Below are 24575 nucleotides of genomic sequence, written 5' to 3'. Positions count from 1 at the left end.
GGGTTCTCAGCGGATGGAAACGTCGTCATGCGGGGCGTTTCGTCGGCTCAGTAGCCGAGCGCCTCAGTGTTCGTCCCGGTCGGGTCCACCCAGTCCAGCGGCACCTTGCGGCCCGGATCGAACTCGAAGCCCGGCGTCTCGAAGACCTCGGCAGCGAGCCGGGGCCGCTCACCGGGCCCGTAGTGCCTGCCGTCCAGTGGCCAGTCGAAGCCTTCCAGGTCGTCGGTGTCCTTGCCCAGGACGCGGCCGGTGGCCTCGAACTCCTGGAGGACGGCGGGGAGGCCGTACCGCTGCACGGGGCAGACCTTCATGCAGACCGAGCAGCCGGCGGTCTTGCCCATCACCGGCAGGCAGCGCTTGGTGTTGAGCTTCGCCTTGACGACGCCGCGGCTCTCCTTGCGGATCGCCGGGATCGCGCCCGCCGGACACCGGCGCACGCAGATCTGGCACTTGTCGCACACGCCCTCGATTCCGAAGTCCACCGGGGTGTCGTGGAGGAACGGCGCGTCGGTCGACATCACCTCGATGCGACAGCGCGACCCGGCGTTCGGCGTCAACAACTGGCCGTTGAGCCCGAGCTGGCCGAGCCCTGCCTGGACGGCGTACGGGATCACCATGGACTCGCCCACGAAGCCTTCGGCCCTGGCGGCGTAGCCCTGTTCCCGGATCCACTCGGCGAGCAGGCGCATCCGGTCCTCGAGTCCCGCGTACGCGGAGAGGGCGGCCTTCTCCGACCGCAGGCTCGGGCACATCTGGGTGGAGTCGAAGTTCTGCTCGACGATGCCGACGATGATCGTGTCGCCGACGGCGAGGCCGTGGTACTCGGCGTAGTTGTACTTGATGTCGTAGGCGGTGACGCCGACCGCGGCGAGGCCGAGGCGCGCCGCCTCGCGCTTCATCGCCTCGGTGAGTGCTGCCGGCGTCACCCGCGCGGCCGGTGCGGTGGCTTCGGGGCGGCGGTTTGCCTGCGCGCGGCGGCGGGCGGCGCCCTGGACACGCGGCGACGTCGAGAGCAGCGAGATCCACATGTGGCCGGTGGGGCTGTGCTCTCCGCGCATCTCCGGGTGGAGGCGGATGAAGTCGTGCAGCGGAGCCTCGTCGAACGCGCGCTGCTGCGCTTCGGGAATCAGTTGGACGCCGGGGCCGGTGCGCAGCTCGTCGGCCGGTGCCGGGACCGGCGTGCTCCACGGGCGACTGTGCGGTGCGCGCCTCGGGTGGGCCCAGATCGGCAGTCGCGGGATCCACCACATCTTCGGGCGATACGGCAGCGTCTTGCGCGCGACGGGGTAGAGCAGAGTGCTGAACTGATGCCCCCACTTCAGCGCTGCGCGCTGCAGGCCGTTGCGGGTGAACTCTGGGGCCATCTTCGCCACCCTCTCGTCGATCAATGTTATGTACATAACATGTTACTATGATTTCTAATGTTTTTACAGCAACGATGTCGAGGGCTATCGAGATGACACAGACCGGAGTACTGAGGGATCCCCTGTCGGCCGACCCGGATCGGCTCTTCGATGCGACCGTGCGAGCAGTCGTCGCCGAGGCCGACGGTGTGCGCTCGTTCGAGCTGGTGCGCGCCGACGGGGGTGCGATGCCCGCGTGGACGCCCGGTGCGCACGTCGATCTGGTGCTCGGGAACGGCGTCGAGCGGCAGTACTCGCTGTGCGGCGATCCGGCCGACCTGTCGTCGTGGCGGGTGGCCGTCCTGCGCGAGCCGGAGAGCAGGGGCGGTTCGTCGTACCTGCACGACACGGTCGTGGCCGGACACGCCGTCCGCCTGCGCGGCCCCCGCAACGAGTTCGCGCTGGAGGAAGCTTCGCGCCACCTCTTCATCGCCGGTGGCATCGGCATCACGCCGCTGCTGACCATGATCGCCGAACTGGAGGGCCGCGGGGCCGACTGGCAGCTGGTGTACGGCGGCAGGCGCCGAGCGTCGATGGCCTTCCGCGGCGAGTTGGAGCGCTACGGGGACCGGGCCACGCTGTGGCCCGAGGACGAGCGCGGCCTGATCGACTTGGCCGGACTGCTCGGCGAGCCGGTCGAGGGCACGGCGGTCTACTGCTGCGGTCCCGGCGTGCTGATCGACGCGGTCGAGGCGCAGTGCGCCGAGTGGCCCACCGGAGCCCTGCGCGTCGAGCGATTCCGGCCCAAGGAAGGTGCCCTCGACGGCCCGACGACCTCCTTCGAGGTGGTGCTCGACGCGTCCGGCCTCACCATGACGGTGGGACCCGACGAGTCCATCGCCGACGTCCTCGAGCGTGCAGGCGTAGACATTTTCACGTCCTGCCGCGAGGGCACCTGCGGTACCTGCGAGACCGCCGTCCTGGGCGGCGAGCCGGACCATCGCGACTCCCTGCTGACCGAGGACGAGCGCGCCGCGAACGACGTGATGATGATCTGCTGCTCCCGCTCCAAGGGCCCGCGCCTCGTCCTCGACCTGTGAGTCCCCGAACCGACAGAGAGGCACGCCGATGACCGTGGCCGCGACCGGTGCCCGACTGGGCGACCTCGAGGAGCGGGCGACCCGCTTCTTCGCGCTCGACCCCGAGATGCTGGCCGATCCCTGGTCGCTCTACGCCGACCTGCGCGCGCACGCGCCCGTGCTGCGGGTCGGGCCGGTCGTGGTGGTCTCCAGGTACGACGACATCAAGGCGATCTTCCGCGACACCGAGCGCTTCTCCAACCGGCGGCAGACCGGCTCCCGCGTCACCGAGAAGCGGGCCGCCCTGGGCGGCGACGAACTGGCGATGTACGACCATCTCATCGAGCACGACTCCCATCACCTCGGACTGAACGACCCACCGGACCACAGCCGGCTGCGCCGCTTCGTCGCCCGGGCCTTCTCGGTGCGGGCCATCGACGCGCTGCGCAGTGAGGCCGAGGAGATCGCCGAGGAGTTGCTCGACGGCATCGCCGCCAAGGGCGACGGCCCGTTCGACCTGGGCGCGCTTTCCTTCTACCTGCCGTTCCGGGTGGTCTGCCGGATGCTGCGCATCCCCGACATCGACGTCGAGTCCTTCCGCGGCTGGGCACTGGCCGCGCGTCGCGGGCTGGGCACCAACTACGAGAACCTCGCCGAGGCGTACGACGCGGTCCGTAACATCGAGGCGTACGTCCACGACGTGATTCGCTCACGCCGGCCGGGAAGCGCCGCCGACGGACCCGGCGACGACCTGGTCTCCAACCTGCTCGCAGCGGGGGAGGACGGCACCGGACTCAGCGACGCCGAGCTGACCACGATGTTCACCGTGATGCTCACCTCGGGCAACGCGAACGACATGATCTCCAACGCGGTGATCGCCTTGGACGCCTTCCCCGAGCAGCGAACCCTGCTGCACGAGCGCCCCGAATTGACGAGCAACGCGATCGAGGAGTTCTTTCGCTACTGCCCGTCCGCACACGGCGTGCACCGCGCGGTCGCGGTCGATACCGAAATCGACGGGTTCGAGGTGCGTACCGGCGAGACGCTCCGCCTGCTCGTCGCCTCGGCCAACCACGACCCGGCCCGGTTCCCCGACCCCGAGCGGCTCGACATCGAGCGTGAGGATGCCAAGCACCACGTCGACTTCGGGTTCGGAATCCACACCTGCCTGGGGCAGTGGCTCGCTCGACTCGACATCGAGGTCGGGCTGACCGCACTCTATCGGCGTTACCCGGACCTTCGCGTCGCCGGTGAGTTCGACTACCGCCCGGAGTACAACTTCCGCGGTCCGGTGCGGCTTTGGGTCTCGGGCCGCTGACGCTGCCCCCGACACGCTGATCGGCGGGTCCACGTACGCGAGACGTACGGGGCCCGCCGATCGCCGTCTCAGAGGCGATACCAGGACCGGGCGTTCTCCGCCATGGTCTTGGCCCGCATCGACTCCGGCATCGCGCTCAGCAACTGGGCCAGGTCGTCGTCGTGCGCGTGCGGATAGTCGGTGGCGAACATCAGCAGGTCCTCGCTGCGCAGCCACCCGATCGCCTTCTCCAGCAACGGGGTCGGCCCGGCCTCGGTGGGTGCGGTGGAGAAGCGGAAGTGCCTGCGCACCAAGTCGAACGGCGGCTCGGTCAGCCACGGCACCTCGCGACGCAGCCCCTTCCAGTCCTTGTTCATCCGCCAGCCCCATGCGGGCAGCCACAGGAACCCGCCTTCGAGGACGGAGACGCGCAGGTCTGGGGCGACCCGGAAGAGGCCCTCGGCGACCATGCTGGTGATCTGGCTGCCGAAGGCCTGCCACTCGGCGGCGTATTCCTCGATGAAGTACGACGGATAGCCCGTGGTCGACGGCACGCCGTCGGCGGTGCCCCCGTAGTGCAGTCCGGCGACCAGGCCGTGCTCGGCCATCGCCTCGAAGACCGGGAAGAACATCCGCCGGCCCCACAGGGCGTCGGTGCGCACCGGCAGGAGCACCTGCACGATTCCCGGGTGCGAGCCGACCCGCTCGATCTCCCTGATCATGGAGGCCGGGTCGCGGGCGGGCAGCACCATCGAGGCACGCAGCCGGGAGTCCTTGTTCAGCCACTCCTCGATCAGCCAGTCGTTGACGGCGCCTGCCATTGCGTTGTGCCAATCGGGCTGGCGGATGCTGTCGATGCCGTAGTAGCAGTTGAGGATTGCGCGATCGACGTCCCACGGGTCGAGGACGTGCCGGCGCAGCAGGTCCACGTCCGAGGCCGGCGTGCGGCCGTCGGCGGGCCGCCACTGCGGCCTGCAGGTGCGCGGCGAGTTCGGCGGGTAGTGCGACAGCGGACCCTGTGGCTGCTTCCAGTTCCGCTCGGTGCACCAGTCGACCCACTGCTGAGCGAGGTAGGGGAAGAGCGTCTCGGCGCTCGGCACCTGGGCGTGCACATCGACGTCGATGACGCTGCCCGTCCACAACGCCTCGCGGCCCGCGCGGTCGACGACGGGCTCGATCAGAGCCGGCCTGGTCGGGGTGATCATACAGTCTCCTGCTTCTCGGTGCGGGCCGACTGGGCACGCTGTGGCCGCTGCGGGCGGAGGTCGACGACGAGGTAGTCGTCCTCGACCTGGACGCTGACCGTCTCGGCCCGGAGCGGTCCGGGCTGCATCCCGGCGATGGTCGCCCCGCTCTCGACGTCGACCTTGTAGGGCCGCCCGCGCATCCCCACCGGGTCGAAGTAGGACTGGCCGGTGGTCACGTCGAACTCCCAGCCGTGCCACGGGCAGACCAGGAAGGTGTGCTCGGTGTCGTAGTGGTACTCGCCCGGGACCGCCGCCGTCACCCGCGGCAGGAACCGTCCCGCGCACAGGTCGGCGCCGCGGTGCGGGCAGCGGTTGAGCAGGCCGTAGTAGCGGCCCTCGACGTTGAAGATCGCGATCGAGCGGCCGCCCACCTCGACGGCCATCTTCTCCCCGTCGGCGAGATCGGCCGCCTTACCGACGACGTACCTCCTGGTGCTCACCTGGCCTCCTGACTTGCTCCGTCGTGTCCGAAGCTTGTTTTGTTTCTATTGTGCAGAAATGATGTAGCTATGTATATAGAGGGCGTGGCCCCGATGACGACCGGTGCACTGAGCGGGTTGCGTGTCCTGGATCTCGGCCACTACCTGGCCGGACCCATGCTGGCGATGTTCCTCGGCGACAACGGTGCCGACGTGATCCACATCGACCCTCCGGACGGCCCGCGGTGGGACTCGCCGGCGAACGCTGCGCTGTATCGCAACAAGCGGCAGCTCCGCCTCGATCTCCACGACCCGGGGGCCGTCGCCCGTGCGGCAGCGCTGGCCGAGTCCGCCGACGTCGTGGTCGACAACTTCCGCCCCGGGGTCCTGGAGCGACTGGGTCTGGACCCGGCGGCCATCCGGGAGCGCGCCCCGCAGCTGGTGTGGTGCTCGCTGCCGGCCTTCCCCCGCGACGATCCTCGGGCCGAGCTGCCCGGCTGGGACGGCCTGCTCGCCGCGGCGACCGGCCTGTACCCGGCGCGGCACGGTGAGGTCGACGGTGACCCCGTCTTCAGCGCGCTCCCGATGGCCTCGACCTTCGCGGCCTTCATGGCGTCGCATCGGGTGGCCGGCGCACTGCTCACCCGCGCCTCCACCGGCCGGGGTGCGTGGATCGAGGTCTCGCTCCACGAGGCGGCCTTCCAGGCGGTGGGCTCCTACGCCGAGGTCCCCGTCTCCCGCAAGACGGACAACCCGATCTACGCGCGCCTGCACCGGATGCTCCAGACCGCGAGGGCGGCCGACGGGACCCACCTCTACTTCGACACGCCGCTGCGCGGCCTGCAGCGGTTCCTCGACCGGTTCCTTCCGCAGTACCGGCTCGTCGATCTCGACGACGCCGTGTGCGAGCAGATGGTGCGGGACCTGGTGGAGCTGATCGGCACCCGGTCCGGCCGGGACTGGGAACGCATCTGCCAAGAGGAGCTCCAGGGCGCCTTCGGGCTGTGCCAGAGCACCCGGGCGTGGCTTGCCGACGACCATGCACGCGCCAGTCGGTCGGTCATCGAGGTCGCCGACCCGGTGCTCGGTGCGACGGTCCAGCCGGGATTTCCGGTGCTGCTCTCGGAGAGTCGGCCCCAGCTGCGCCGCGGCCGTTCCGCGCGGCCCGACGGCGTCGGCCCGGAGGCGGACGTCGACTGGATCGGGGAGGGGTTCTCCTGGTCGAGCGAGAGGCGGTTGCGTCACGACCTCGCACTGGACGGCGTGCGGGTGCTCGACTGCGCCAGTCTGCTTGCCGGACCGACGAGTACGCGTGTGCTCGCGCAGTACGGCGCCGACGTGCTCAAGGTCGACAGTCCGGCGGTGGCCGCGAGCCGCGCCGACCCGCTGACCGACGACCTGTCCGCCTTCCACGGCCATCGCACGGTCAGCAGCGGCAAGCGGATGGCGTTCCTCGACCTGAAGGACGAGAGAATCCAGGGGCTGCTGCCGGATCTGATCGGCGCCATGGACGTCGTCCATCACAACTTCACGCCAGCAGCGGCCGAGCGGCTCGGTCTCGGCGCCGAGCGGGTGCGCGAGCTGAATCCGGCGGCGATCTACTCCACGATGTCGCTGCACTCCCACGGCGGCTACCGGGCCGACTACCGGGGTCACGAGCCGCTCGCCCAGATGGTGACCGGCATGGGCGTCCGCGCCGGTGGTGAGGGCGCGCCGCGGATGCTCGGCGTCGTGGTCAACGACCATGCGGCCGGGCACCTGAACGCCTTCGGCATCATGCTCGCGCTCCTGGACCGGCTGCGCACCGGTGCGGGGCAGCAGGTCAACGCGTCGCTGTCACGGACCGCCACGCTGCATCAGCTGCCGTTCGCGATCGGGTACGACGGCAGGTCGTGGGACGAGCCGAGTGGGCCCGAGGCCATGGGCCGGCATGCGCTGGACCGGCTCTACCGTGCCCGCGACGGCTGGTTCTACCTGGCCGCAGGCTCGGACGGCCGGGACCTGCTCGCTCAGGTCGCCGGGCTCGAGGAGTCGGTCGCGGTGCCGGACGGACAACTCGGCGCGTGGCTGGCGGCGCACTTCGCTGCGCGCGGCGTCGCCGAGGCGGTGGCCGAGCTGCGTGCCGCCGGGCTCGGCGCGCACCGCTACGTGCCGGTGATCGACCTCGTCGAGGACCCGACCGCGCTTCGGCGCGGGCTGCTGGCTGTCGTCGACCATCCGGGCATCGGGCGCGCGTTCGGAATCGGGCATCCGGTCTTCGGGGCGTTCGAGGATTCGGTGCGTCCGTTCCTGGCCGCCCGTCGACCCGGCCTGGACACCGGCGACGTCGTGGAGGAGTTGGGCGCCGGTCGCCTCCTGGACGACCTGATCGGATCGGGAGCGGCAGCGGTGGAAGAGAACCCGGTGGTGAACGTCACCGACACTGCCGGTTACTGGTCGAGTGGCTCGATCGAGTCCTACACCACCCCGGCGCGACTGGCCCGAACGATCGAGGTGATCGAATCTGGTCAGCCGCGCCGGATTCGTCGCGCGCCGTAAACATTTCGTCGAACGTCAGCTGCCGACGCTGTCCCCGCAGGTGCTCGCCAGGTCGCCGGTCGCGCCGTTGCCGGACTTCGCGGGCTCGATGCTCGTCGGCTCGTCGTCGCCGGCGTCGAACTTCAGGAACCAGCTGCACTCGACGGGCCGGGAGGGCTCGCCCTTGGCGTAGGTGACCGGCTGGGCGAGGAGGCCGCCGAGCGTCTCGTCCTTCACCTGGTACATCGCGTCCATCACAGTGGCGCGGTCGATCGTCGCGGGCTTCGCGTCGTCGAGGGCCTTCTTCAAGAGCTCGAAGGACGACCAGATCGACGTCGCGTTGCCGGACTGCCAGGCACCGTCGGGGGAGTACTCGGCCATCGCGTCGCGGTACGTCGCCACGGCGGGATCGTCTGCCCACCAGGGGAAGCCCTCGGTGCTGCCGTAGGACTTGAAGCCGCTGACCTTGCCGAAGGCGCTCTGGTCGAAGCCGGAGTTCGCGGTCAGGAAGGTGCCGGAGTATCCCTGCCGGAGGCAGTCCGTGGCGAAGCGGGTGCCGGTCGTGTAGCCGGCGTACATCGCGATGCCGTCGGTGCCCTTGCCTGCGAACGACAGGCAGGGGGCCGTGTAGTCGGAGGCGCTCGCGGAGATCAGCTGGGTGCCGACCGGGGCGACGCCGAGCGTCTCGGCGTAGGCCGAGCCCTTGTCGCTGTTCTCCTGACAGTTCGCCACCTCGGAGCAGACCGCCCACCCGAGCTTCTCGGTGCCTGCGGCCTTCGCGACGTCGGCGAACACCCGCGCCGCGTACTCGGCACCGGACACGTCCTGGAAGAGCCCCGGCACGGTGGTCCACGGCACGTTCGTGGCGCCGTTCGCGCTGATGACCGCGACATCGGTGTTCTTGAACGTGTCGGTCATCGCGGACTCGGCGACCAGATCGGTCATGAAGACGGCGTCGACGTCGGAGTCGCCCATGAAGCCCTTCACGACCGACGTCGCGCCCGGCACGGTGTTCTTGGTGTCCGTCACCGTGATCTCGACGGGATGACCGAGGATGCCGCCGTGCGCGTTGGTGTATTCCTGCCAAGCGAGGGCGACGGCCTTGCCGCCGAGTCCGTTGCTGGCCTGCGCCCCCGACATCGAGGCGGCGTACCCGATCGTGATCGGGGTCCCGCTCAGGGCGGCCGCCGGGCTGTCGGCCCCGCCGGCCGTCTGCTCGGATCCCGCCGTGTTGTCGGCGCCGCAGCCGGCGAGTGCCACCGCCGTCAGTGTCGCCAGAGCGCTCACGATCCGCGCTGTTCTCCTTCGACCGTTCACCTTCATTGTCACGCTTCTCCTCGCGTTCCATCCGGCCTCACCAACCGCGGTGCGGCACCGAGGGCAGCCTAGGCCCGCGATCAAGCTATGTCCATGTCAGTAACATTATTAAAAATAGATTGCAGAAAACGGGTACCGAGATCAGACCGCGAGGCCCTGGCCGGGGAGCAGCGGAATGCCGTACAGCTCGCTCGCCACGCCGCCCAGGACGGCGGCCCGGCGCTCGACACTCAGGTTGCGGGGCAGCGCCGCCGGCTCGTCGAAGTCCCAATGGGGGTAATCCGAGGAGTACATCAGCTTCTCGCCCAGGCCCGAGGCCAGGAATGCGTCGTAGATTTCGTCGAGGTGGGCGTCGTCCTCCGGCTCCTCCATCGGCTGGATGGTGAAGTAGAAGTGGTCGCGGAGATACTCCGAGGGCGCCTTGGCCAGGTGTGCGACCTCGCCGCCCATTGTGCGGGCCGCGGCGTCCAGGCGCCACGACAGCGGCAGCGCCCACGACCAGCCGAGCTCCACCAGGACGATCGCGAGATTCGGGAAGCGGTCGAAAACGCCCTCGAAGATGAAGCTGGCCACCATCGGGAAGTTGAACGCCGCGTAGTCGCAGTGCTCCTCGTAGTAGTAGCTCGGCGAGCCCGACGGGGTGACCCGGTTTCCGGTCATCACGTGGAAGGTCACCGGAAGCCCGTAGTGCTCGCAGGCCTCGTAGATCGGCCAGTACGACGGGTGGCCAGGCGGGCGCAGGTTGTCCGGCGCGAGCATGATCTGCTTCATCCGGTCTCCGTACTGCCGGTCCTGCTCCTTCCAGAACTCGATCTCCCGCACGGCCAGCTCGGGCAGCTCGTAGGGCAGGTTGATCGAGGCGTACCAGCGCGGGTCCCGGGCCAGCCAGTTGTCGCACCGATGCTCGTTGAGTGCCCGGCAGTACGCCGCCGAGAAGCCGGTCGGCTGCCCCTTCATCCCCGCCGAGGAGAAGGCGCCCAGGTCGTTGAGCAGGCCCGCGCTGATCTGGTACGTGTCGAGCAGTTGCTCGGCGGCGAACAGCGGGTCACTCCCCGGCGCGCCGCCGCCGGGAGGCTCGGTGTCCCAGCGCTGGCCGTACTCCCGCGGCCGGGGCCGGTCGCCGCCGGCCCAGCCGCCGCGGGCGACCCCCACCTCGGCAGCATGCCGCTGCCAGCGCTGCGGCAGGTAGGAGAGCACGCCGGCACCGCGCTGCTGGTGCTCGCGAATCTTGAGCGGGTGGACGTCGCAGTCGATGATCCCGAGCGTGTGCCCGGTCTCCGCGGTGCCGAGATCGGGCAGCGTGGCAGTCAAGGGTCCTCCTGGGACGGGCGGTCGCGCTGTGGCGGCGCCCGGGACGGCTAAGTAATGAGGCTACTGTGATCAAGTTATCCGAGTTACATGTCGAAAGGGAACCCTCATGAAGCTCTCCTCCCACATCGCCATCGGGGTCAGCGACCTGGAACGCTCGCTGGCGTTCTACCGCGACGCGCTCGGGATGACGGTGATTCGCGACGCGACCAACGAGCCGCCGGCGGACTCGCTCTACGGGCCCGAGGTGGGCTCGACCCGGCGTCGCGAGGTGATGCTGAGGTTCGGCGGAAACGACGGCGAGGGTTACGGCGACCGGCTCTTCCTGGCGATCTCGCAGTCCGACGAACTGGCCGGGAACGCGCCACTCCACCTGGGCCAGATCGGCATTCACCACATCGGGTTCTGGGTCGACGACATCCCGGCGCTGGCGACGCGGCTGCGCTCGGCCGGCTACGAGCCGGTCTCGGTCAAGGACACCACCGGAGTCGGATACGGCGAGAGCGCCGGTCAGCCGATGCGGGCGATGTTCGTCAAGGACCCCGACGGCACGATCCTGCAGTTCGACGAGCGCGTAGGCGTCGCGCCCGACGGCTGCTGCTGAGCCGTCCGCGTCACTTGCGCAAGCATGTTGCAGTGATGCATTGCAAGCATGTTGATGTGATGTACAGTGCGTTGCAGGGCGACTCGAAAGGATGATGCACCGTGGAGGACCGGCTGGCAATGCTGGAGGCTCGGCTGCGCGAACTCGAGGACGAGCGGGAGATCCGTGAGCTGCTCGCCCGATACGGCTATTACGCCGACGCTCCGCTCGACGAGGAGTACTTCGCGCTCTTCACCGACGACTGCGTCATGGACGTCTCCGCCGGACGCGGGGACGACCCCTACGAGGTGGTCCGGTGGGAGGGGCTCGCTGCGATGCGCGAGTTCCTCTCGGTGCGGACCGCCGCCCACGACAACGGCTTCTACGGCCGCAGCATGCACGTGCAGGGCAACAATCTGGCGATCAGGGTGACCGGTGACGACGCCGTGGCCAACGGCTACTCGTTCATCTTCCACCAGGACGGCCCCACCCTGAAGCTGCTCAGCGCCTCGATCAACGAGTGGGCGTTCCGGCGCGAGGTCGGCCGCTGGCGGATCCAGATGCGCAAGCGCCGGATGCCCGGGGCCCCCGACGCCGCCGAAGTGCTGAGGGCAGCGGAGTGACCGGGGCCCTGGACGGCGTGCGGGTCATCGACCTCTCGCGCGTCCTCGCGGGCCCGTACTGCACCCAGATGCTGGCCGACCACGGTGCGGAGGTGGTCAAGGTCGAGCCCGTCGCCGGTGACCTGACCCGCACCTGGGGGCCGGCGCATCCCGACGGCGTGAGTTCCTACTACGCGGGGCTCAACCGCAACAAGCAGCACCTGAGCGCCGATCTCTCGGCACCCGACGGCCGCGCGCTCGTGCTGCGGCTGCTCGAGGACGCCGACGTCCTGGTGGAGAACTTCAAGCCCGGCGTGATGGATCGCTGGGGACTGGACGCGGCGTCGCTCCTGGAGCGGTTTCCGCGGTTGGTCTACTGCCGGATCACCGCGTTCGGGACCGACGGCCCGATGGCGGGTCTGCCGGGGTACGACGCGGTGATCCAGGCGCACGCCGGGATCATGCACCTCAACGGCGAGCCCGACGGCGGCCCGATGCGGGTGCCGATGCCGATCACCGATCTCACCGCCGGCCTGCTCGCCGTTTCCGGCGTGCTGCTGGCGCTCCACGAACGCACCGCGTCCGGCCGTGGCCAGCTCGTCGAGCTGACCCTGGCCGACGGCGCGGTCAGCCTGCTGCACCCCGTCGCGGCGAACTACTTCATGACGGGCGAACCCCCGCGCCGCCTCGGCAGCGGCCACCCGAACATCGCCCCCTGCGAGGTGTTCGACTCGCCGGCGGGCGAGGTGTACGTCGCGGCAGGCTCCGACCGGCAGTTCGCGCTGCTCGCGGACTTCCTGGGGGAGCCGGGCCTGGCCACCGACCCGCGCTACCGAACCAACGCCGACAGGCTGGTGAACCGGCACGACCTCAACGCGGACCTGGCTGCCCTGGTCTCCGGACTCGACCCGGACGCCGACATCGCACGCGAGATGATCGCCAAGGGTGTGCCTGCCAGCATCGTGCGCCCGGTCGAGCATGTGCTCGACGACCCGTACCTGACCGAACACGGCATGGTGACCGAGGCCGGCGGCGTCCGGATGCTCGGCGTTCCGGTGCGGCTGGCGCGGACACCCGGAGCGGTGCGCACCCCGCCGCGAGCGCAGGGCGCCGACACCCGCGCCGTGCTGGCGGCCGCCGGCGTGACCGCCGACCGGATCGAGGACCTGATCGCCCGTGGGGTCGTCGTGACCACCGATGCCCCCACCCCCTTCCAGCCCGACAGCGGGCAGAGCCATGAGCACAGATCCGAGGAGAACTAGTGGAGTTCGAGAACATCCTGTACGGCGTGGAGGACCGGATCGCGACGATCACCCTCAACCGGCCGGAGAAGCGCAATGCGCTCAGCCCCGCGCTGCGGCGCGAGGTGGTGGCGGCGCTCAAGGCTGCCGAGGCCGACGACGAGGTCACCCTCATCCTGATCCAGGGTGCGGGTGAGGCGTTCTGCGCCGGCTACGACATGAACAGTTACGCAGGCGGCCAGGCCAATCCGGAGCGGCCCGACGGGTGGAACCACTCCGAGCTCTTCGAGTCCTGGACCGGGCAGTTCCCCCGCAGTTGTCTGCGTGACTGGATGACCATCTGGGACCTGCTCAAGCCGGTGGTCGCGAAGGTGCACGGCTACGCGCTGGCCGGCGGCTCGGAGCTGATGTCGATGTGCGACATCGTCTTCGCCGCCGACGACTGCGTGATGGGCTACCCGCCCACCCGTGCGCAGTCCACCCCCGACATCGAGTACTTCCCCTGGAAGATGTCGATGGCGCAGGCGAAGTACATGCAGCTGGGCGGTCACTCGGTGACCGGGCAGCGTGCCGCGGAGATGGGCTGGATCGCCAAGAGCTACCCGGCCGAGGAGCTCGACGAACAGGTCATGCGCGAGCTGCGGCCGATGGCCAAACTGCACCCGGCGATGCTCTCGGCCAACAAGATTGCGCTCAACCAGACCTACGAGGCGATGGGCTTCCGGTCCGCGCTGCAGTCGTCGGTCCCGTGGTACGTGCTCGCCCAGGGCTTCCGGCCCGGTTCGGGCGAGTTCAAGACGAGGGCGGCCCGCGACGGGCTCAAGTCGGCGCTGCAATGGCGCGACGGCGACTTCAAGGAAGAGGGGTTCGTGCTGTGACGACGGCCGAGGAGAATCGCGCCCCGGCGGAGACCCGGATTGCCGTCGGGAGCTTGAACCACGTCGCGATCGGTGTCCGTGACCTCGAGGCCTCCGTGCGGTTCTACGTCGAAGGGCTGGGCATGCGCCAGACCCTGACGAAGGAAACCAGCGACCTGACGCCGTCGCTCATGCGGCTGCCGGCGCACGCCAAGGCGACCACTGTCTTCGTGCAGGGAGCCTCGCGGGTCGGCCAGATCGAGCTCGCGCAGTGGAACCTGCCGGAGGACGACGAAGGCCGGCCCAAGCGACCGGGTGACATCGGCATGGGCCAGCTGTCCTTCCCGGTCGACCCCGACCACATCGGTGCCCTCCACGACCGGCTGGTCGCGATGGGCTGCGAGGTCTACTCCGAGCCCACCACCAGCATCATCAAGAACTACGGACCTGTGACCCTCTTCCTCTGCGAGGACCCGGACGGCAACCAGGTGGAGCTGATCGCACTGCCCTCGGCCGAGACGGTGCGGGAGTTCCGCGCTCAGGCCGGAAAGGACGAGACCCGATGACCCAGCTCGACGACACACCGGTCCTGACCAGGCTGGACCCGGACCACCGGACGGTGGTGCAGGAGTGGATAGACGGCATGAACCGCGCGCTGGCCGGCGCCGACCGGACCGGCGTACGTGCGCTGCTCTCCGCCGACCCCTGGTGGCGCGACATCTACGCCCTGTCCTGGGACCTGGTCGCCGTCCACGGCGCCGACGACATCGTCGACGCGCTCGCGAACGCGCTGGAGGACACTGGCTTCGGCGCGCTCCGGCTCGACGAGTCCTGGCCGGTCTCGTTCAACGGCGCCTACATCGAGGCGATCTACCACTTCGAGACCCGGGTCTCGACCGGCCGGGGCGTGGTCCGCCTGGTGCAGGAGGACGACGGCGCCTGGCGCTCGTGGGTCGTTTCCACCAGCCTCGAGGCGCTGCGCGACTTCCCCGAGCCGGTGGTCTCGATCGCCGACGCCGCCACGGACGAGCACAACTCGCCGTCGGTGCCGGGCGCCCGCCGCTCACTGGACGAGGTCCGGGCCGAGCGCCGCGAGTACCGCGACGCCGACCCCAGCGTCCTCGTCGTCGGTGCGGGACACTCCGGCCTGTTCCTCGCCGCCCGGCTGGGACAGCTCGGCGTCTCCACGCTGCTCGTCGACCGCTACGCGCGCGCCGGCGACAACTGGCGGCTGCGCTACAACGGGCTGCTGCTGCACGACACGAAGTGGGCGACCCAGTTCCCCTATCTGCCCTATCCGAGCACCTGGCCGCTCTTCACCCCGAAGGAGAAGCTCGCCGACTGGATGGAGTCCTACGTCACCCTGATGGACCTCGACCTGTGGACCAGCACGAACGTCCACAGCGCCACGTACGACGAGGCGCACGGACACTGGACCGTCGAACTCGACCACGGCGGCGAACGGCGCACCCTCCACCCGCAGCACCTGGTCTTCGCCACCGGCCGCGAGACGATCGCGCACCAGCCCGTGGTGGAGGGCATGGAAGAGTTCACCGGCACCGTCGCCCACTCCAGCACGCATCTGGGCGGCGAGGCACTGCGGGGCAAGAAGGTCGTGGTGGTCGGAGCCGGCGCGAGCGCACACGACATCGCCCAGGACGCCTACGAGCACGAGGCCGACTCGATCACGATGGTCCAGCGCAGCCCCGTTCTGGTCTTCTCCCAGCGGCACGGCCTGAAGAATCTCTTCGGCAACTACTACGGCGAGGACGGTCCGGAGACCAGCACCGCCGACCTCCTCGCCAGCGCGAACCCACTCGCGCTCAGCACCGGGCTGGCGCCGATCGTGACCCGCAGGATCGCCGAGCTCGACACCGAGATGCTGGCCGGTCTGGAGGCGGCGGGTTTCCGCACCACCCTCGGACCGGGCGACGCGGGCCAGGCCTACCTGACCACGCGCGGCGGCGGTGCGGTCTACATCGACAAGGGCAACTGCGCGCTGATCATCAACGGCGAGATCCGGATTCAGCCGGGCGAGATCGAGCGGTTCACCGCGAACGGCGTGGTCTACCGCGACGGGACCGAGGAGGCCGCCGACGTGGTCGTCTTCTGCACCGGCTTCCGCAACATGCGCGAGGTCGCACGCCCGATCGTCGGGGACGAGGTGACCGATGCACTGGCAACGGTCTGGAACGTCGACGACCGCGGCGAGCTGAGGACGACGCTGCGCCACTCCGGCCACCAGAAGCTCTGGTTCATGGCCAACGGCCTGCGCCTGGCGCGGTTCTTCTCCCAGCACGTCGCGCTGCTCATCAAGGCGATGAACGAGGGTCTGATCGACCCGAGCATCAACGTCGAGAAGAAGAAGCAGGAACAGGCCGGCTGAAGCCGGCTCCCGAGGGACCGACCACGGCGCAGCCGACCGACGAAAGGATCGACGCATGAGGCCACTCCGAGCGCTGTTGGTCGGCGGCAGTGGTCCGACCGGCCCGCACGTGGCCGCCGGGCTCGCCGAGCGCGGCTACGCGGTCACCCTGCTGCACCGCGGCACGCACGAGCTGCCGGAGCTGGACGCGTACGAGCACATTCACGCCGACCCGCACTTCCGTGAATCGCTGGACGAGGCGCTCGCGGGGCGTTCGTACGACGTTGTGGTCGCCGCGTACGGCCGGCTCCGGGTGGTGGCCGACGCCGTCGCAGGGCGCTGCGGATCCCTTGTCGCCGTCAGTGGGCTGCCCGCCTACACCGGCTACCACGAGCCGGGACGCCTTGCACCACAAGGGATGCCGGTCCAGGCCCGAGAGGGCGCCGCCGACGTCGGACGGGCGACGCGGCCCGAGGACATTGCGACGGAGGGCGGCGGCGAGGCGTTCTCCCGAAAGATCCGCGCGGCGGAGCAGCACGTTCTCGATTTGCACGAGCGAACCGCCTTCTCCGCCTCGATCTTCCGCTATCCCTCGATCTACGGACCGCGTCAGGTCTACCCGCGGGAGTGGTCGGTGGTCCGGCGGGTCCTCGACGGCCGCGACCGAATCATTTTGGCCGACAACGGACTTACCGCCACGATGCGCTGCGCCGCGGTGAACGCCGCGGCGTACCTGCTTGCGGCCGTCGACCGGCCGGACGCCGCGGCCGGTGAGATCTTCAACGTCGGCGACCGCGACCAGTTCTCGATGCGTCAGTGGGTCGAGGTCTGCGCGGCGGCGGCCGGAGGCGCGCTGCGCCCGGTCTCGCTGCCCTTCGACCTGGCAGGCCCCGGCCGTGGTCTCTACCCGCTCTCCCACGACGATCATCTGCTGGTCGACGTCCACAAGGCCGCGGACCTGCTGGGCTACGTCGAGCCGACGCCGGCCGTGGTGGCGTTGACCGAGACGGTGCGCTGGTACGTCGAGCATCCGCCGGTCGAGGGGGCTGCCGATGCGCTGGCCGACCGCTTCGACTACGCGGAGGAGGACCGCGTCGTCGAGGCGTACCGTCGCGCGACGGCGGCGCTTCGCGCCGAGCAGCCGCCGGCCACGAGGATTGTGCACCCCTACGCCCACCCCAGGGTCGCCGGGCAGCGCGACCACCGCGACCGATGAGCCTGGTCAGCGAGCAGATGCGGGCCTCGCTGGGCGCCGTGGCCGACTGGCGGGTCTCGTTCCCCGTCGCCGCCTCCGACATCCGGCGGTGGGCGATCGCCGTCTACTACCCGGATCCGCCGCCTGCGCACTTCGTGGTCCCCGGCGGCGGCCTGCTCGTGGCGCCCGAGGAGTTCAATCCCTTCGCCTGGATCGTGGCCGACCGGATGGTGCCCGCGGTGGCGCCGTTGCAGCGCGACTCCGACCGGCTGGAGAAGACGATCGGCATCGCCGGCCCCGGACTGCGCCACCAGATCAACGGAGGCAGCGAGGTCGTCTACGGCGCCCCGATACGCGCGGGCGACGTGATCCGCTCCGAGACCCGCCTGCACTCCTACCGCGAGAAAACCGGACGGATGGGGCCGATGCTGATCACGGTCACCGAGGTGGAGTGGACCAACCAGGACGGCGCTCGCGTGAAGCTCGGCCACGACACCTCGATTCGCTACTGACCCCGAGGAACCACGATGAGCGCGAGAGCAGAGGTGCGGGTCGGCGACGTGATCGCAGCCGGTCCGCGCTGCACCGGATACCCCGAGTGGAACCGCTTCGCGGCCGTCAACGACGAGTTCGTGCCGATCCACATGGACGACGACGAGGGTCGCAGGGCCGGCTACCCCGGTGCCATCGCGATGGGCCGGTTGCAGTGGTCCTACGCTCACCGGATGCTGCGCGAGTGGCTGCCCGGGGCTCGGGTGGTCGCACTGGCCCTGCAGTTCCGCGGACCGACGCTGCGCGGCGCGCTCTTCGACGTCAAGGCCCGCGTCACCGAGGTGCGCGAGGAGGCAGGGGACCGTCTGGTCGATGTCACGCTGTGGATCGAGGACGAGGCGGGCACCGTACTTGCGCCCGGCACGGCGACCGTCGCGGTGCCCGCCAGGCGCCGCGACGGCCGCGCGTCAGTGGTCGCGGATCAGCGGTAGCCCACGCCCACGACCGAGTGCATCGGCTCGCCCACGACGACCACTCCGGCGCCGATCAGCTCCTCGATCTCCGCACCCGACAGTCCGGCCTCGCCGAGCAGCTCGCGACTGAACTCGCCGTGACCGGTGGCCCGCATGACCGGGTACGGCGGATGCCCGCTGAAGGTGACCAGGCGATGAGGAAGGAACGTCGAGTTGCCGTCCGGCCAGACCAGTTCGGTGACGTGGCCGTCGGCCAGCAGCTCGGGGTCGTTCACCACCTCGCGAAAATCGCGTGCGCGGACCGCGGCGCCGCCGGCACCGGTCACGGCCGCCACCGTTTCGGCCGAGGTGAGCGCGCTGATCGCCGTCCCGATGAGCTGGGCGAGCGCGTCCGCACCCTCCTCGGCGCCGGACACCTCCGGCAGCAGCCCGGCGTCGACCGCCTGCGCCGCCGAGTGCAGGTGCACCCGGACCCAGCCGTCCGCGCACGGGTAGAACCGGGACAGCGGCCCGGGACCGGGGAAGTCCCGGCCACCGGTCTCGGCGGCGGGCCGGCCGGCGTAGCGGACCAGCTCACCGCTCTGCATGAACGTGGCGGCGACGGCCAGCGAAGAGGTGACGTGCTGCCCGCCGCGGCCTGCGGCACGCTGATAGAGCGCCGCGCAGGTGCCGAGCGCGGCCAGGCACGCGACCGTCACGTCGTTGATCGCCAGCGTGGAGAAGACCGGCTCGGCGCTGCCGCCCTGGGCCTTCATGATCCCGGTCAGCGCCTGGACCACCGGGTCGTACCCGGGCTGACTGCCGAGCGGACCGTCGGCGCCGTACCCGGTGATCGAGGTGGTGACGATGTCGGGCCGGCACTCGGCAAGCGTCGCGTGGTCGATGTGCAGGCGCTCGAGGACGCCCGGTCGGTAGTTGTCGAGCACGACGTCACTGGCCGCCACGAGCCGCAGGAAGGCGTCGTACCCCTGCGGATCGCGCAGGTTGATGCCGAGCCCGCGCTGGCCACGGGCGATGCCGTAGCCACGCACCCGCAGCTCGTCGCCGGTCACCGTCTCCACCTTCGCCACGTCCGCGCCGAGCGCGGCGAGCAGCATTCCGGCGTACGGCCCGGCCAGCACCGTGCCGAGATCGGCGACCTTGATGCCGGCCAGGGGACCGGTTCCGGTGGGCAGCGCGTCCAGCGGCGCGGGGAGGCCGGCGCGCGGCTCGGCCCACTCGGCGTTGTCGGCGAAGATCCGCGCCCGGTGCTCGCGAAGCCCACCGCGGGAGAGCTCGGCGCCGACCCCGCCGGTCACGGCGTCGCCGACGAGCGGGTCCTCGAGCTCGACGCGCTGACCCAGCGCGGCGACCTGCGGATGGTCGAGCCAGTCGTCGCGGTCACCCACGAGGCTGACCGGGCACCCGGCTGCTGTGAGCTCCTCGAGCCACACGGCACGGGTACGGCGCGCGAACGCCTCGGCCAGTCGCGCGCGCACCCAGTCCCTGTTGCGGGGGGCGTAGAGCCGCTCGCGCACACCGTCGATCCGCGGGTCGACGATGATGCCGGTGGTGCCGAGGTGCTCGAACGCGATGTCCTGGAACTTCGAGCCCAGCGCGCCCAGGAACAGCCACTCGCCGTCGGCGCAGCGGTAGGTCCCGAACGTCGGGTTGGGGCCGCCGGGGCCGACGGTGGTCGCCGGGAGCGGCTCGGTCGGGCTGACCAGCATGGTGGTGATCGTGGTGACCATCGAGCCGTGCAGCGGGTCGACCACCACCCGCTGGCCGCAGCCGGTGCGGATCTTCTCGACCAGCGCGGCGATGCCACAGGTGGCGCCCCAGGCGCCCTGCATGGAGGACAGGAAGGGGTAGACCTCGTCGACCGGACCGCCGCTGAACGAGGTCTGCCGCCGCGCTGCACCGAAGTCGGCGGAGACCATCCGGTCGCGGGTGTAGGGGTCGAGGCCGTCCTGCTCGTCATGCCACAACGGCAGGTGCAGGTGGACCAGGCCGGCCGGAGGCTCGTCGTCCAGGCAGAGGCCCAGTGCGGCCGCCGTGCGGGCGTCGGTGGTGAGCACCAGGTCGGCGTCCGCAACCAGGGCTGAGCCGCGCTCACGAGGGATGATCGTCTTGTTGCGATGCCAGGCCACAGACCCGGGCAGGTCCGCGTCCGAGGGGTCGTCGAGCCGGATGACCTCGGCGCCGTAGTCGCCGAGTGCCATCCCGGCCAGCGGGCCCGCCACGCCCCGGCTCGCGTCGAGCACCCGCACGCCGTCCAGCGCCGGACGCTCCGAGGTCATCTGGGTCGTGTCGTCCACGGTCAGCCTCTCGATCTTCAAAATAGTTCTGCTCACTATTTGCAATCTATATCACTAGTAATGGACGCGAAAAAACAGTTGTGTTCAAAGCATGGTTGAATCGATGAATCCCCGACACGTCCCAGGAGGCGCACATGGTCCGCGAGCTGAACCACTGGATCGACGGCAAGAGCGTTCCGCGAGGAGATCAGGACGCGCTGACCGTCTCCGGTCCCTTCGACCGCAGCCCGATCGCCCGGGTCGCTCTCGGGGGCCGCGACCACGTCGACCTGGCCGTGGACGCCGCACGTCGTGCCGCCCGCGCGTGGGCGGACCGGGCACCGGTCGAGCGTGGCCGGCTGCTGGCGGCGGTCGCGCGTGCGCTGCGCGAGCGGGCCCAGGAGTTCGTCGACGTCGAGGTCGAGGAGACGGGCAAGCTCGTCGCCGAGATGCGCGGCGGCCTCCAGGTCGCCGCCGACTACTTCGAGTACTACGGCGGCGTGGTCCGGGCGCTGTTCGGGGAGACGATCAACCTCGGCGCAGGCGACCACGCGTTCACCAGCCGCGAGCCCTACGGTGTGGTGGCCATGATCACGCCGTGGAACGGGCCGCTGACCCAGGCGGCCCGCGGCCTGGCGGCCGCACTGGCAGCCGGCAACACCGTGGTGATCAAGCCCTCGGAGTTCACCTCCGGCACCACGATGATGCTGGCGCAGCTCTGCGAGGAGGCGGGCGTCCCGGCCGGTGTGGTCAACGTGGTGCTGGGTGCGGGGCCGGAGGTCGGCGGCCCCCTGGTCGAGCATCCGTCGGTGCGACTGGTCGCGTTCACCGGCTCGGTCGTCACCGGCAGGCGGGTGGCCGAGAGCGCTGCCCGACGGCTGATCCCGACGATCCTGGAGCTGGGCGGCAAGTCCGCCAATGTGGTCTTCGCGGACGCCGACCTGGATCGGGTGGTCGACAGCGCGCTGACCATCTGCACCGGCGCGGGTCAGCAGTGCGCGGCGCTGAGCAGGCTGCTGGTCCAGGAGGAGGTCCACGACGCACTGCTCGAGCGCGTGGCGGCACAGATGCGGGCCAGGGTCCCGGGGGAGCGGCTGGCGCCGATGACCACGGAGGCGCAGTTCGAGAAGGTGATCGAGTACTTCGACGTCGCCGCGCAGGACGGCGCCCGTGTGGTGACCGGGGGGCACGCGGCAGGCGGCGCACTGGCCGCGGGACGCTACGTGGAGCCGACGGTGTATGCCGACGTCACGCCCGAGATGCGGATCTTCCAGGAGGAGGTCTTCGGTCCGGTCCTCGCCGTGAGTCGCTTCGCGACCGAGGGTGAGGCGATCGAGCTGGCCAACGACTCCGAGTACGGCCTGGTGGCCGGTGTCTGGACCGGGGATTCCGCCCGCGCGCTGCGGGTGGCCTCGCGGCTCGAGGCCGGACAGGTGATCGTCAACGGCGGTCGCACCGGGATCGAGACGCCGTTCGGCGGTTACAAGGCGAGCGGGCTGGGGCGCGAGAAGGGCTTCGAGTCGCTGCTGCACTACACCCAGTTGAAGACCACCGTCGTTTCGACCCGGTGAGCGCTGGTTCCACCGGGACACCATGCAGCGGTGTGCTATCCATGCGCCATGTCTCGTGACCAGGACCTGACCAGTGTGGACGAGCTGCTGCTGCGGCTCGTCCGTTCGGTGCGCCGACCGTCGTACCGCCGGCGCATCCTCGAGGGCGTCCCCAGCATCCCGGGGACCGAGGCGCTGCGCGTGCTGCGCGCTGTCGAGCTGCGTGAGCAGCGCGGAAAGCTGCCTTCCATCAGCGATGTGGCCGATGATCTCGAGGTCGAGCAGTCGACCGCCAGTCGTGCGGTCAATGCCGCCGTCGAGCGCGACCTGGTGGTCCGGGCCCCCGACGCCGACGATCTGCGTCGTGCCGTGCTCCGGCTCACCGACGCCGGACGAGGTGCGCTGAGCACGGCCACCACGAATCGGATGGCGCTGATCGAGGAAATCACCGCCGACTGGCCGGCCGCGGACCTGCACGACCTGGCCCGGCTGCTGGAGCTGTTCGTGGCTCGGTACGAGGCGGTCGAGCCGCCGCTCTGATCGACCGTCCTCCAGCGCTATCGTGTTGCAAATGATTTACATGCAGCCTACATGCATCTAGGGTTTCATCATTACTCCATAGCAGAACGGCAGGGAGAAGTGATGAGCACAGCTGAGTACGACCTCGTGATCCGCGGTGGTGAGGTGCACGACGGCACCGGTGCCGAGGGAAGAGTTGCCGACATCGCGGTAAAGGACGGCGTCATCGCCGTCGTCGGCGAGGTCGCCGGACGTGGTGCCGAGGAGATCGACGCGACCGGTCGAATCGTGACGCCGGGCTTCGTCGACATCCACACCCATTACGACGGGCAGGCGGTCTGGGACGACGCCACCGCCCCCTCGTCGCACCACGGCGTGACGACAGTGGTGATGGGCAACTGCGGCGTCGGCTTCGCGCCGTGCAAGCCGGAGCACCGCGACGGGCTGATCGAGCTGATGGAGGGCGTCGAGGACATCCCGGCACCCGTCATGCACCAGGGCCTGACCTGGACGTGGGAGACGTTCGCGGAATACCTCGACGTTCTGGAGCGCACCCCGCGCGACATCGACATCTGTGCTCTGGTGCCGCACGCGCCGGTACGCGTTCATGTGATGGGAGAGCGGGCGTTCAGGCTGCTGCCGGCGCTGCCCGAGGACGTCGAGCAGATGCGAGTCATCGTCGCCGACGCGATCCGCGCCGGCGCGTGGGGCGTGTCGACCAGCCGGTCGACGGCACACAAGAGCGTCGCCGGGGACTACACCCCGACGCTCCTCGCCCGCGAACGTGAGATCGTCGGCCTGGCCATGGGCATGGCCGATGCCGGCCGGGGTCTGTTCGAGTTCGTCGCCGAGGTGCAGGATCCCGACGTGATCGGCGAGTTCGAGATGGTCCGCCGCGCGCTGAAGAAGTCGGGTCTGCCGGGCGTCTACAGCCTGGTGCAGAGCGGTCAGACGGCGGATGCGAATCAGGACCTGTGGCGTGACCTGCTGAAGTACTCCGGATCGGCGAAGGACGACGGCGTCGACCTGCGCCCGGTCGTCGCGCCGCGCGCGGTCGGCCTGCTGATGGGGCTGGAGGGAAGCCAGAACCCGTTCTCCGCCACGCCGAGCTACCGCGCGATCGCCGATCTTCCGCTGGCCGAGCGAGTGGCGCGGATGCGCGATCCCGAGGTGCGCCGTCAGATCCTCTCGGAGGACCCGTACGCCGAAAGCGCCTGGCCGCTATTGGAGTTCCTTTCCTACAGCAGGATGTACCGCTTCGAGAACCCGCCGAATTACACTCCCGACGTCGCCAACTCGCTGCAGGCGATCGCCGACCGCGAGGGGCGTCCGGTGCAGGAGGTGGTCTACGACGTCCTCCTCGAAGACGAGGGGATGGGCTTCATCCACGTCCCGTTCGCCAACTACGCCAGCGGCGACCTCCGGGTCTGCCAGGAGATGCTGGAGGACCCCAACTCGATCATGGGGTTGGGCGACGGTGGCGCGCATGTCGGCTTCATCCTCGATGCGGGCTTCCAGACCTGGATGCTGACCTACTGGGTCAAGGAGCGCGGGGTGATGGCGCTGCCGGAGGCGATCCGCCGGATGACCTCCGACACCGCGGACGTGATGGGCTTGGCCGACCGTGGCCGGATCCGCGAGGGACTGCGGGCCGACCTCAACGTGATCGACCTCGGCCGGCTCACCTTCGGTTCGCCGTACATCGCCCACGACCTGCCCACCGGCGGCAAGCGGCTGATGCAGAAGGCAGTCGGCTACGAGCACACGATCGTCGCGGGCCAGACCGTCTACCGCGACGGCGAGGACACCGGGGCCCGACCGGGACGGCTCGTCCGCTCCGGTCGCTGACGGCGCTTCGCCGGGCCGGCCATGGGGTCTGCCCATCAGGATGTCGA

Annotated in this window: 21 protein-coding genes; 15 read left to right on the top strand and 6 right to left on the bottom strand. The window is 69.9% G+C overall.

Features of this window, described 5'->3' with window-relative positions; genetic code table 11:
* Nucleotides 1-47: 47 nt before the first annotated feature.
* Nucleotides 48-1400, bottom strand: coding sequence for an epoxyqueuosine reductase (locus JWS13_RS05920; RefSeq protein WP_206004940.1), 1353 nt, complete (start codon nucleotides 1398-1400; stop codon nucleotides 48-50).
* A gap of 56 nt (nucleotides 1401-1456) precedes the next feature.
* On the opposite strand from JWS13_RS05920, the gene JWS13_RS05915 reads away from it, so the two are divergent.
* Both JWS13_RS05915 and JWS13_RS05910 read left to right on the top strand, forming a co-directional pair.
* On the top strand, nucleotides 1457-2443 hold the full coding sequence (locus tag JWS13_RS05915; protein WP_206004939.1) for a PDR/VanB family oxidoreductase: 987 nt from the start codon (nucleotides 1457-1459) through the stop codon (nucleotides 2441-2443).
* A 28-nt stretch (nucleotides 2444-2471) separates the two neighbouring features.
* Nucleotides 2472-3740: a cytochrome P450 gene (locus JWS13_RS05910; RefSeq protein WP_206004938.1), complete on the top strand. Its 1269-nt coding sequence runs from the start codon at nucleotides 2472-2474 to the stop codon at nucleotides 3738-3740.
* A gap of 68 nt (nucleotides 3741-3808) precedes the next feature.
* Here the strand turns inward: JWS13_RS05910 and JWS13_RS05905 are convergent, their stop codons facing one another.
* On the bottom strand, nucleotides 3809-4924 hold the full coding sequence (locus JWS13_RS05905) for an amidohydrolase family protein (RefSeq protein ID WP_206004937.1): 1116 nt from the start codon (nucleotides 4922-4924) through the stop codon (nucleotides 3809-3811).
* Nucleotides 4921-5406 carry a Rieske (2Fe-2S) protein gene (locus tag JWS13_RS05900; protein WP_241032119.1) on the bottom strand — a complete coding sequence of 162 codons (486 nt, stop codon included), beginning with the start codon at nucleotides 5404-5406 and terminating at the stop codon, nucleotides 4921-4923. The genes JWS13_RS05905 and JWS13_RS05900 overlap by 4 nt, the downstream gene beginning before the upstream one ends.
* 93 nt (nucleotides 5407-5499) lie before the next feature.
* On the opposite strand from JWS13_RS05900, the gene JWS13_RS05895 reads away from it, so the two are divergent.
* Nucleotides 5500-7923, top strand: a complete 2424-nt coding sequence (locus JWS13_RS05895; RefSeq protein ID WP_206004936.1) for a CoA transferase — start codon at nucleotides 5500-5502, stop codon at nucleotides 7921-7923.
* Between the two features lie 15 nt (nucleotides 7924-7938).
* On the opposite strand, the gene JWS13_RS05890 is transcribed toward JWS13_RS05895, so the two are convergent.
* Nucleotides 7939-9189, bottom strand: coding sequence for an ABC transporter substrate-binding protein (locus tag JWS13_RS05890; RefSeq protein ID WP_206004935.1), 1251 nt, complete (start codon nucleotides 9187-9189; stop codon nucleotides 7939-7941).
* A gap of 171 nt (nucleotides 9190-9360) precedes the next feature.
* Nucleotides 9361-10530, bottom strand: coding sequence for an amidohydrolase family protein (locus JWS13_RS05885; protein WP_206004934.1), 1170 nt, complete (start codon nucleotides 10528-10530; stop codon nucleotides 9361-9363).
* A gap of 106 nt (nucleotides 10531-10636) precedes the next feature.
* Here JWS13_RS05885 and JWS13_RS05880 point away from each other — a divergent pair, with 106 nt between their 5' ends.
* From JWS13_RS05880 to JWS13_RS05840, 9 genes are all read left to right on the top strand, one after another.
* Nucleotides 10637-11131 carry a VOC family protein gene (locus JWS13_RS05880; RefSeq protein ID WP_206004933.1) on the top strand — a complete coding sequence of 165 codons (495 nt, stop codon included), beginning with the start codon at nucleotides 10637-10639 and terminating at the stop codon, nucleotides 11129-11131.
* Between the two features lie 101 nt (nucleotides 11132-11232).
* The gene (locus JWS13_RS05875; protein WP_206004932.1) at nucleotides 11233-11733 is read left to right on the top strand and encodes a nuclear transport factor 2 family protein; all 501 of its coding nucleotides are present in this window, start codon (nucleotides 11233-11235) and stop codon (nucleotides 11731-11733) included.
* A complete protein-coding gene (locus JWS13_RS05870; protein WP_241032118.1) occupies nucleotides 11730-12974 on the top strand; it encodes a CaiB/BaiF CoA transferase family protein in 1245 nt (414 codons plus the stop codon). The genes JWS13_RS05875 and JWS13_RS05870 overlap by 4 nt, the downstream gene beginning before the upstream one ends.
* On the top strand, nucleotides 12974-13831 hold the full coding sequence (locus tag JWS13_RS05865; RefSeq protein ID WP_206004931.1) for an enoyl-CoA hydratase-related protein: 858 nt from the start codon (nucleotides 12974-12976) through the stop codon (nucleotides 13829-13831). The genes JWS13_RS05870 and JWS13_RS05865 overlap by 1 nt, the downstream gene beginning before the upstream one ends.
* A complete protein-coding gene (locus tag JWS13_RS05860; protein ID WP_206004930.1) occupies nucleotides 13828-14376 on the top strand; it encodes a VOC family protein in 549 nt (182 codons plus the stop codon). The genes JWS13_RS05865 and JWS13_RS05860 overlap by 4 nt, the downstream gene beginning before the upstream one ends.
* A complete protein-coding gene (locus JWS13_RS05855) occupies nucleotides 14373-16196 on the top strand; it encodes an NAD(P)/FAD-dependent oxidoreductase (protein ID WP_206004929.1) in 1824 nt (607 codons plus the stop codon). The genes JWS13_RS05860 and JWS13_RS05855 overlap by 4 nt, the downstream gene beginning before the upstream one ends.
* A 55-nt stretch (nucleotides 16197-16251) precedes the next feature.
* Nucleotides 16252-17391, top strand: coding sequence for an NAD-dependent epimerase/dehydratase family protein (locus JWS13_RS05850; protein WP_206004928.1), 1140 nt, complete (start codon nucleotides 16252-16254; stop codon nucleotides 17389-17391).
* A complete protein-coding gene (locus JWS13_RS05845; RefSeq protein ID WP_241032117.1) occupies nucleotides 17388-17882 on the top strand; it encodes an FAS1-like dehydratase domain-containing protein in 495 nt (164 codons plus the stop codon). Before JWS13_RS05850 ends, JWS13_RS05845 begins: the two co-directional genes overlap by 4 nt.
* Nucleotides 17883-17897: 15 nt before the next feature.
* Nucleotides 17898-18353 carry a MaoC family dehydratase gene (locus JWS13_RS05840; RefSeq protein WP_206004927.1) on the top strand — a complete coding sequence of 152 codons (456 nt, stop codon included), beginning with the start codon at nucleotides 17898-17900 and terminating at the stop codon, nucleotides 18351-18353.
* Here JWS13_RS05840 and JWS13_RS05835 read toward each other — a convergent pair.
* Entirely contained in the window at nucleotides 18344-20668 is a 2325-nt protein-coding gene (locus JWS13_RS05835) for a CaiB/BaiF CoA-transferase family protein (RefSeq protein WP_206004926.1), read from the bottom strand. The two genes, JWS13_RS05840 and JWS13_RS05835, sit on opposite strands and share 10 nt — an antisense overlap.
* 98 nt (nucleotides 20669-20766) lie before the next feature.
* Between JWS13_RS05835 and JWS13_RS05830 the strand changes: the two genes are divergently transcribed.
* From JWS13_RS05830 to JWS13_RS05820, 3 genes are all read left to right on the top strand, one after another.
* Entirely contained in the window at nucleotides 20767-22182 is a 1416-nt protein-coding gene (locus JWS13_RS05830) for an aldehyde dehydrogenase family protein (protein WP_206004925.1), read from the top strand.
* A 48-nt stretch (nucleotides 22183-22230) separates the two neighbouring features.
* Nucleotides 22231-22701 carry a MarR family winged helix-turn-helix transcriptional regulator gene (locus JWS13_RS05825; RefSeq protein ID WP_206004924.1) on the top strand — a complete coding sequence of 157 codons (471 nt, stop codon included), beginning with the start codon at nucleotides 22231-22233 and terminating at the stop codon, nucleotides 22699-22701.
* A gap of 102 nt (nucleotides 22702-22803) precedes the next feature.
* Complete coding sequence (locus JWS13_RS05820) at nucleotides 22804-24528, top strand: N-acyl-D-amino-acid deacylase family protein (protein ID WP_206004923.1); 1725 nt, start codon at nucleotides 22804-22806, stop codon at nucleotides 24526-24528.
* Nucleotides 24529-24575 lie beyond the last annotated feature (47 nt).

Origin of the sequence: Rhodococcus pseudokoreensis, assembly GCF_017068395.1 — a bacterium.
Lineage (GTDB): Bacteria > Actinomycetota > Actinomycetes > Mycobacteriales > Mycobacteriaceae > Rhodococcus_F > Rhodococcus_F pseudokoreensis.
This window is presented reverse-complemented; position numbering and strand designations above follow the sequence as displayed.

Excerpts from the sequence above, each read along its gene's own strand:
- JWS13_RS05845 (WP_241032117.1), top strand. The coding sequence starts at position 17,388 with ATGAGCCTGGTCAGCGAGCAGATGCGGGCCTCGCTGGGCGCCGTGGCC.
- JWS13_RS05850 (WP_206004928.1), top strand. The coding sequence starts at position 16,252 with ATGAGGCCACTCCGAGCGCTGTTGGTCGGCGGCAGTGGTCCGACCGGC.
- JWS13_RS05920 (WP_206004940.1), bottom strand. The coding sequence starts at position 1,400 with ATGTACATAACATTGATCGACGAGAGGGTGGCGAAGATGGCCCCAGAG.
- JWS13_RS05825 (WP_206004924.1), top strand. The coding sequence starts at position 22,231 with ATGTCTCGTGACCAGGACCTGACCAGTGTGGACGAGCTGCTGCTGCGG.
- JWS13_RS05910 (WP_206004938.1), top strand. The coding sequence starts at position 2,472 with ATGACCGTGGCCGCGACCGGTGCCCGACTGGGCGACCTCGAGGAGCGG.
- JWS13_RS05880 (WP_206004933.1), top strand. The coding sequence starts at position 10,637 with ATGAAGCTCTCCTCCCACATCGCCATCGGGGTCAGCGACCTGGAACGC.
- JWS13_RS05915 (WP_206004939.1), top strand. The coding sequence starts at position 1,457 with ATGACACAGACCGGAGTACTGAGGGATCCCCTGTCGGCCGACCCGGAT.
- JWS13_RS05820 (WP_206004923.1), top strand. The coding sequence starts at position 22,804 with ATGAGCACAGCTGAGTACGACCTCGTGATCCGCGGTGGTGAGGTGCAC.
- JWS13_RS05905 (WP_206004937.1), bottom strand. The coding sequence starts at position 4,924 with ATGATCACCCCGACCAGGCCGGCTCTGATCGAGCCCGTCGTCGACCGC.
- JWS13_RS05830 (WP_206004925.1), top strand. The coding sequence starts at position 20,767 with ATGGTCCGCGAGCTGAACCACTGGATCGACGGCAAGAGCGTTCCGCGA.
- JWS13_RS05855 (WP_206004929.1), top strand. The coding sequence starts at position 14,373 with ATGACCCAGCTCGACGACACACCGGTCCTGACCAGGCTGGACCCGGAC.
- JWS13_RS05895 (WP_206004936.1), top strand. The coding sequence starts at position 5,500 with ATGACGACCGGTGCACTGAGCGGGTTGCGTGTCCTGGATCTCGGCCAC.
- JWS13_RS05840 (WP_206004927.1), top strand. The coding sequence starts at position 17,898 with ATGAGCGCGAGAGCAGAGGTGCGGGTCGGCGACGTGATCGCAGCCGGT.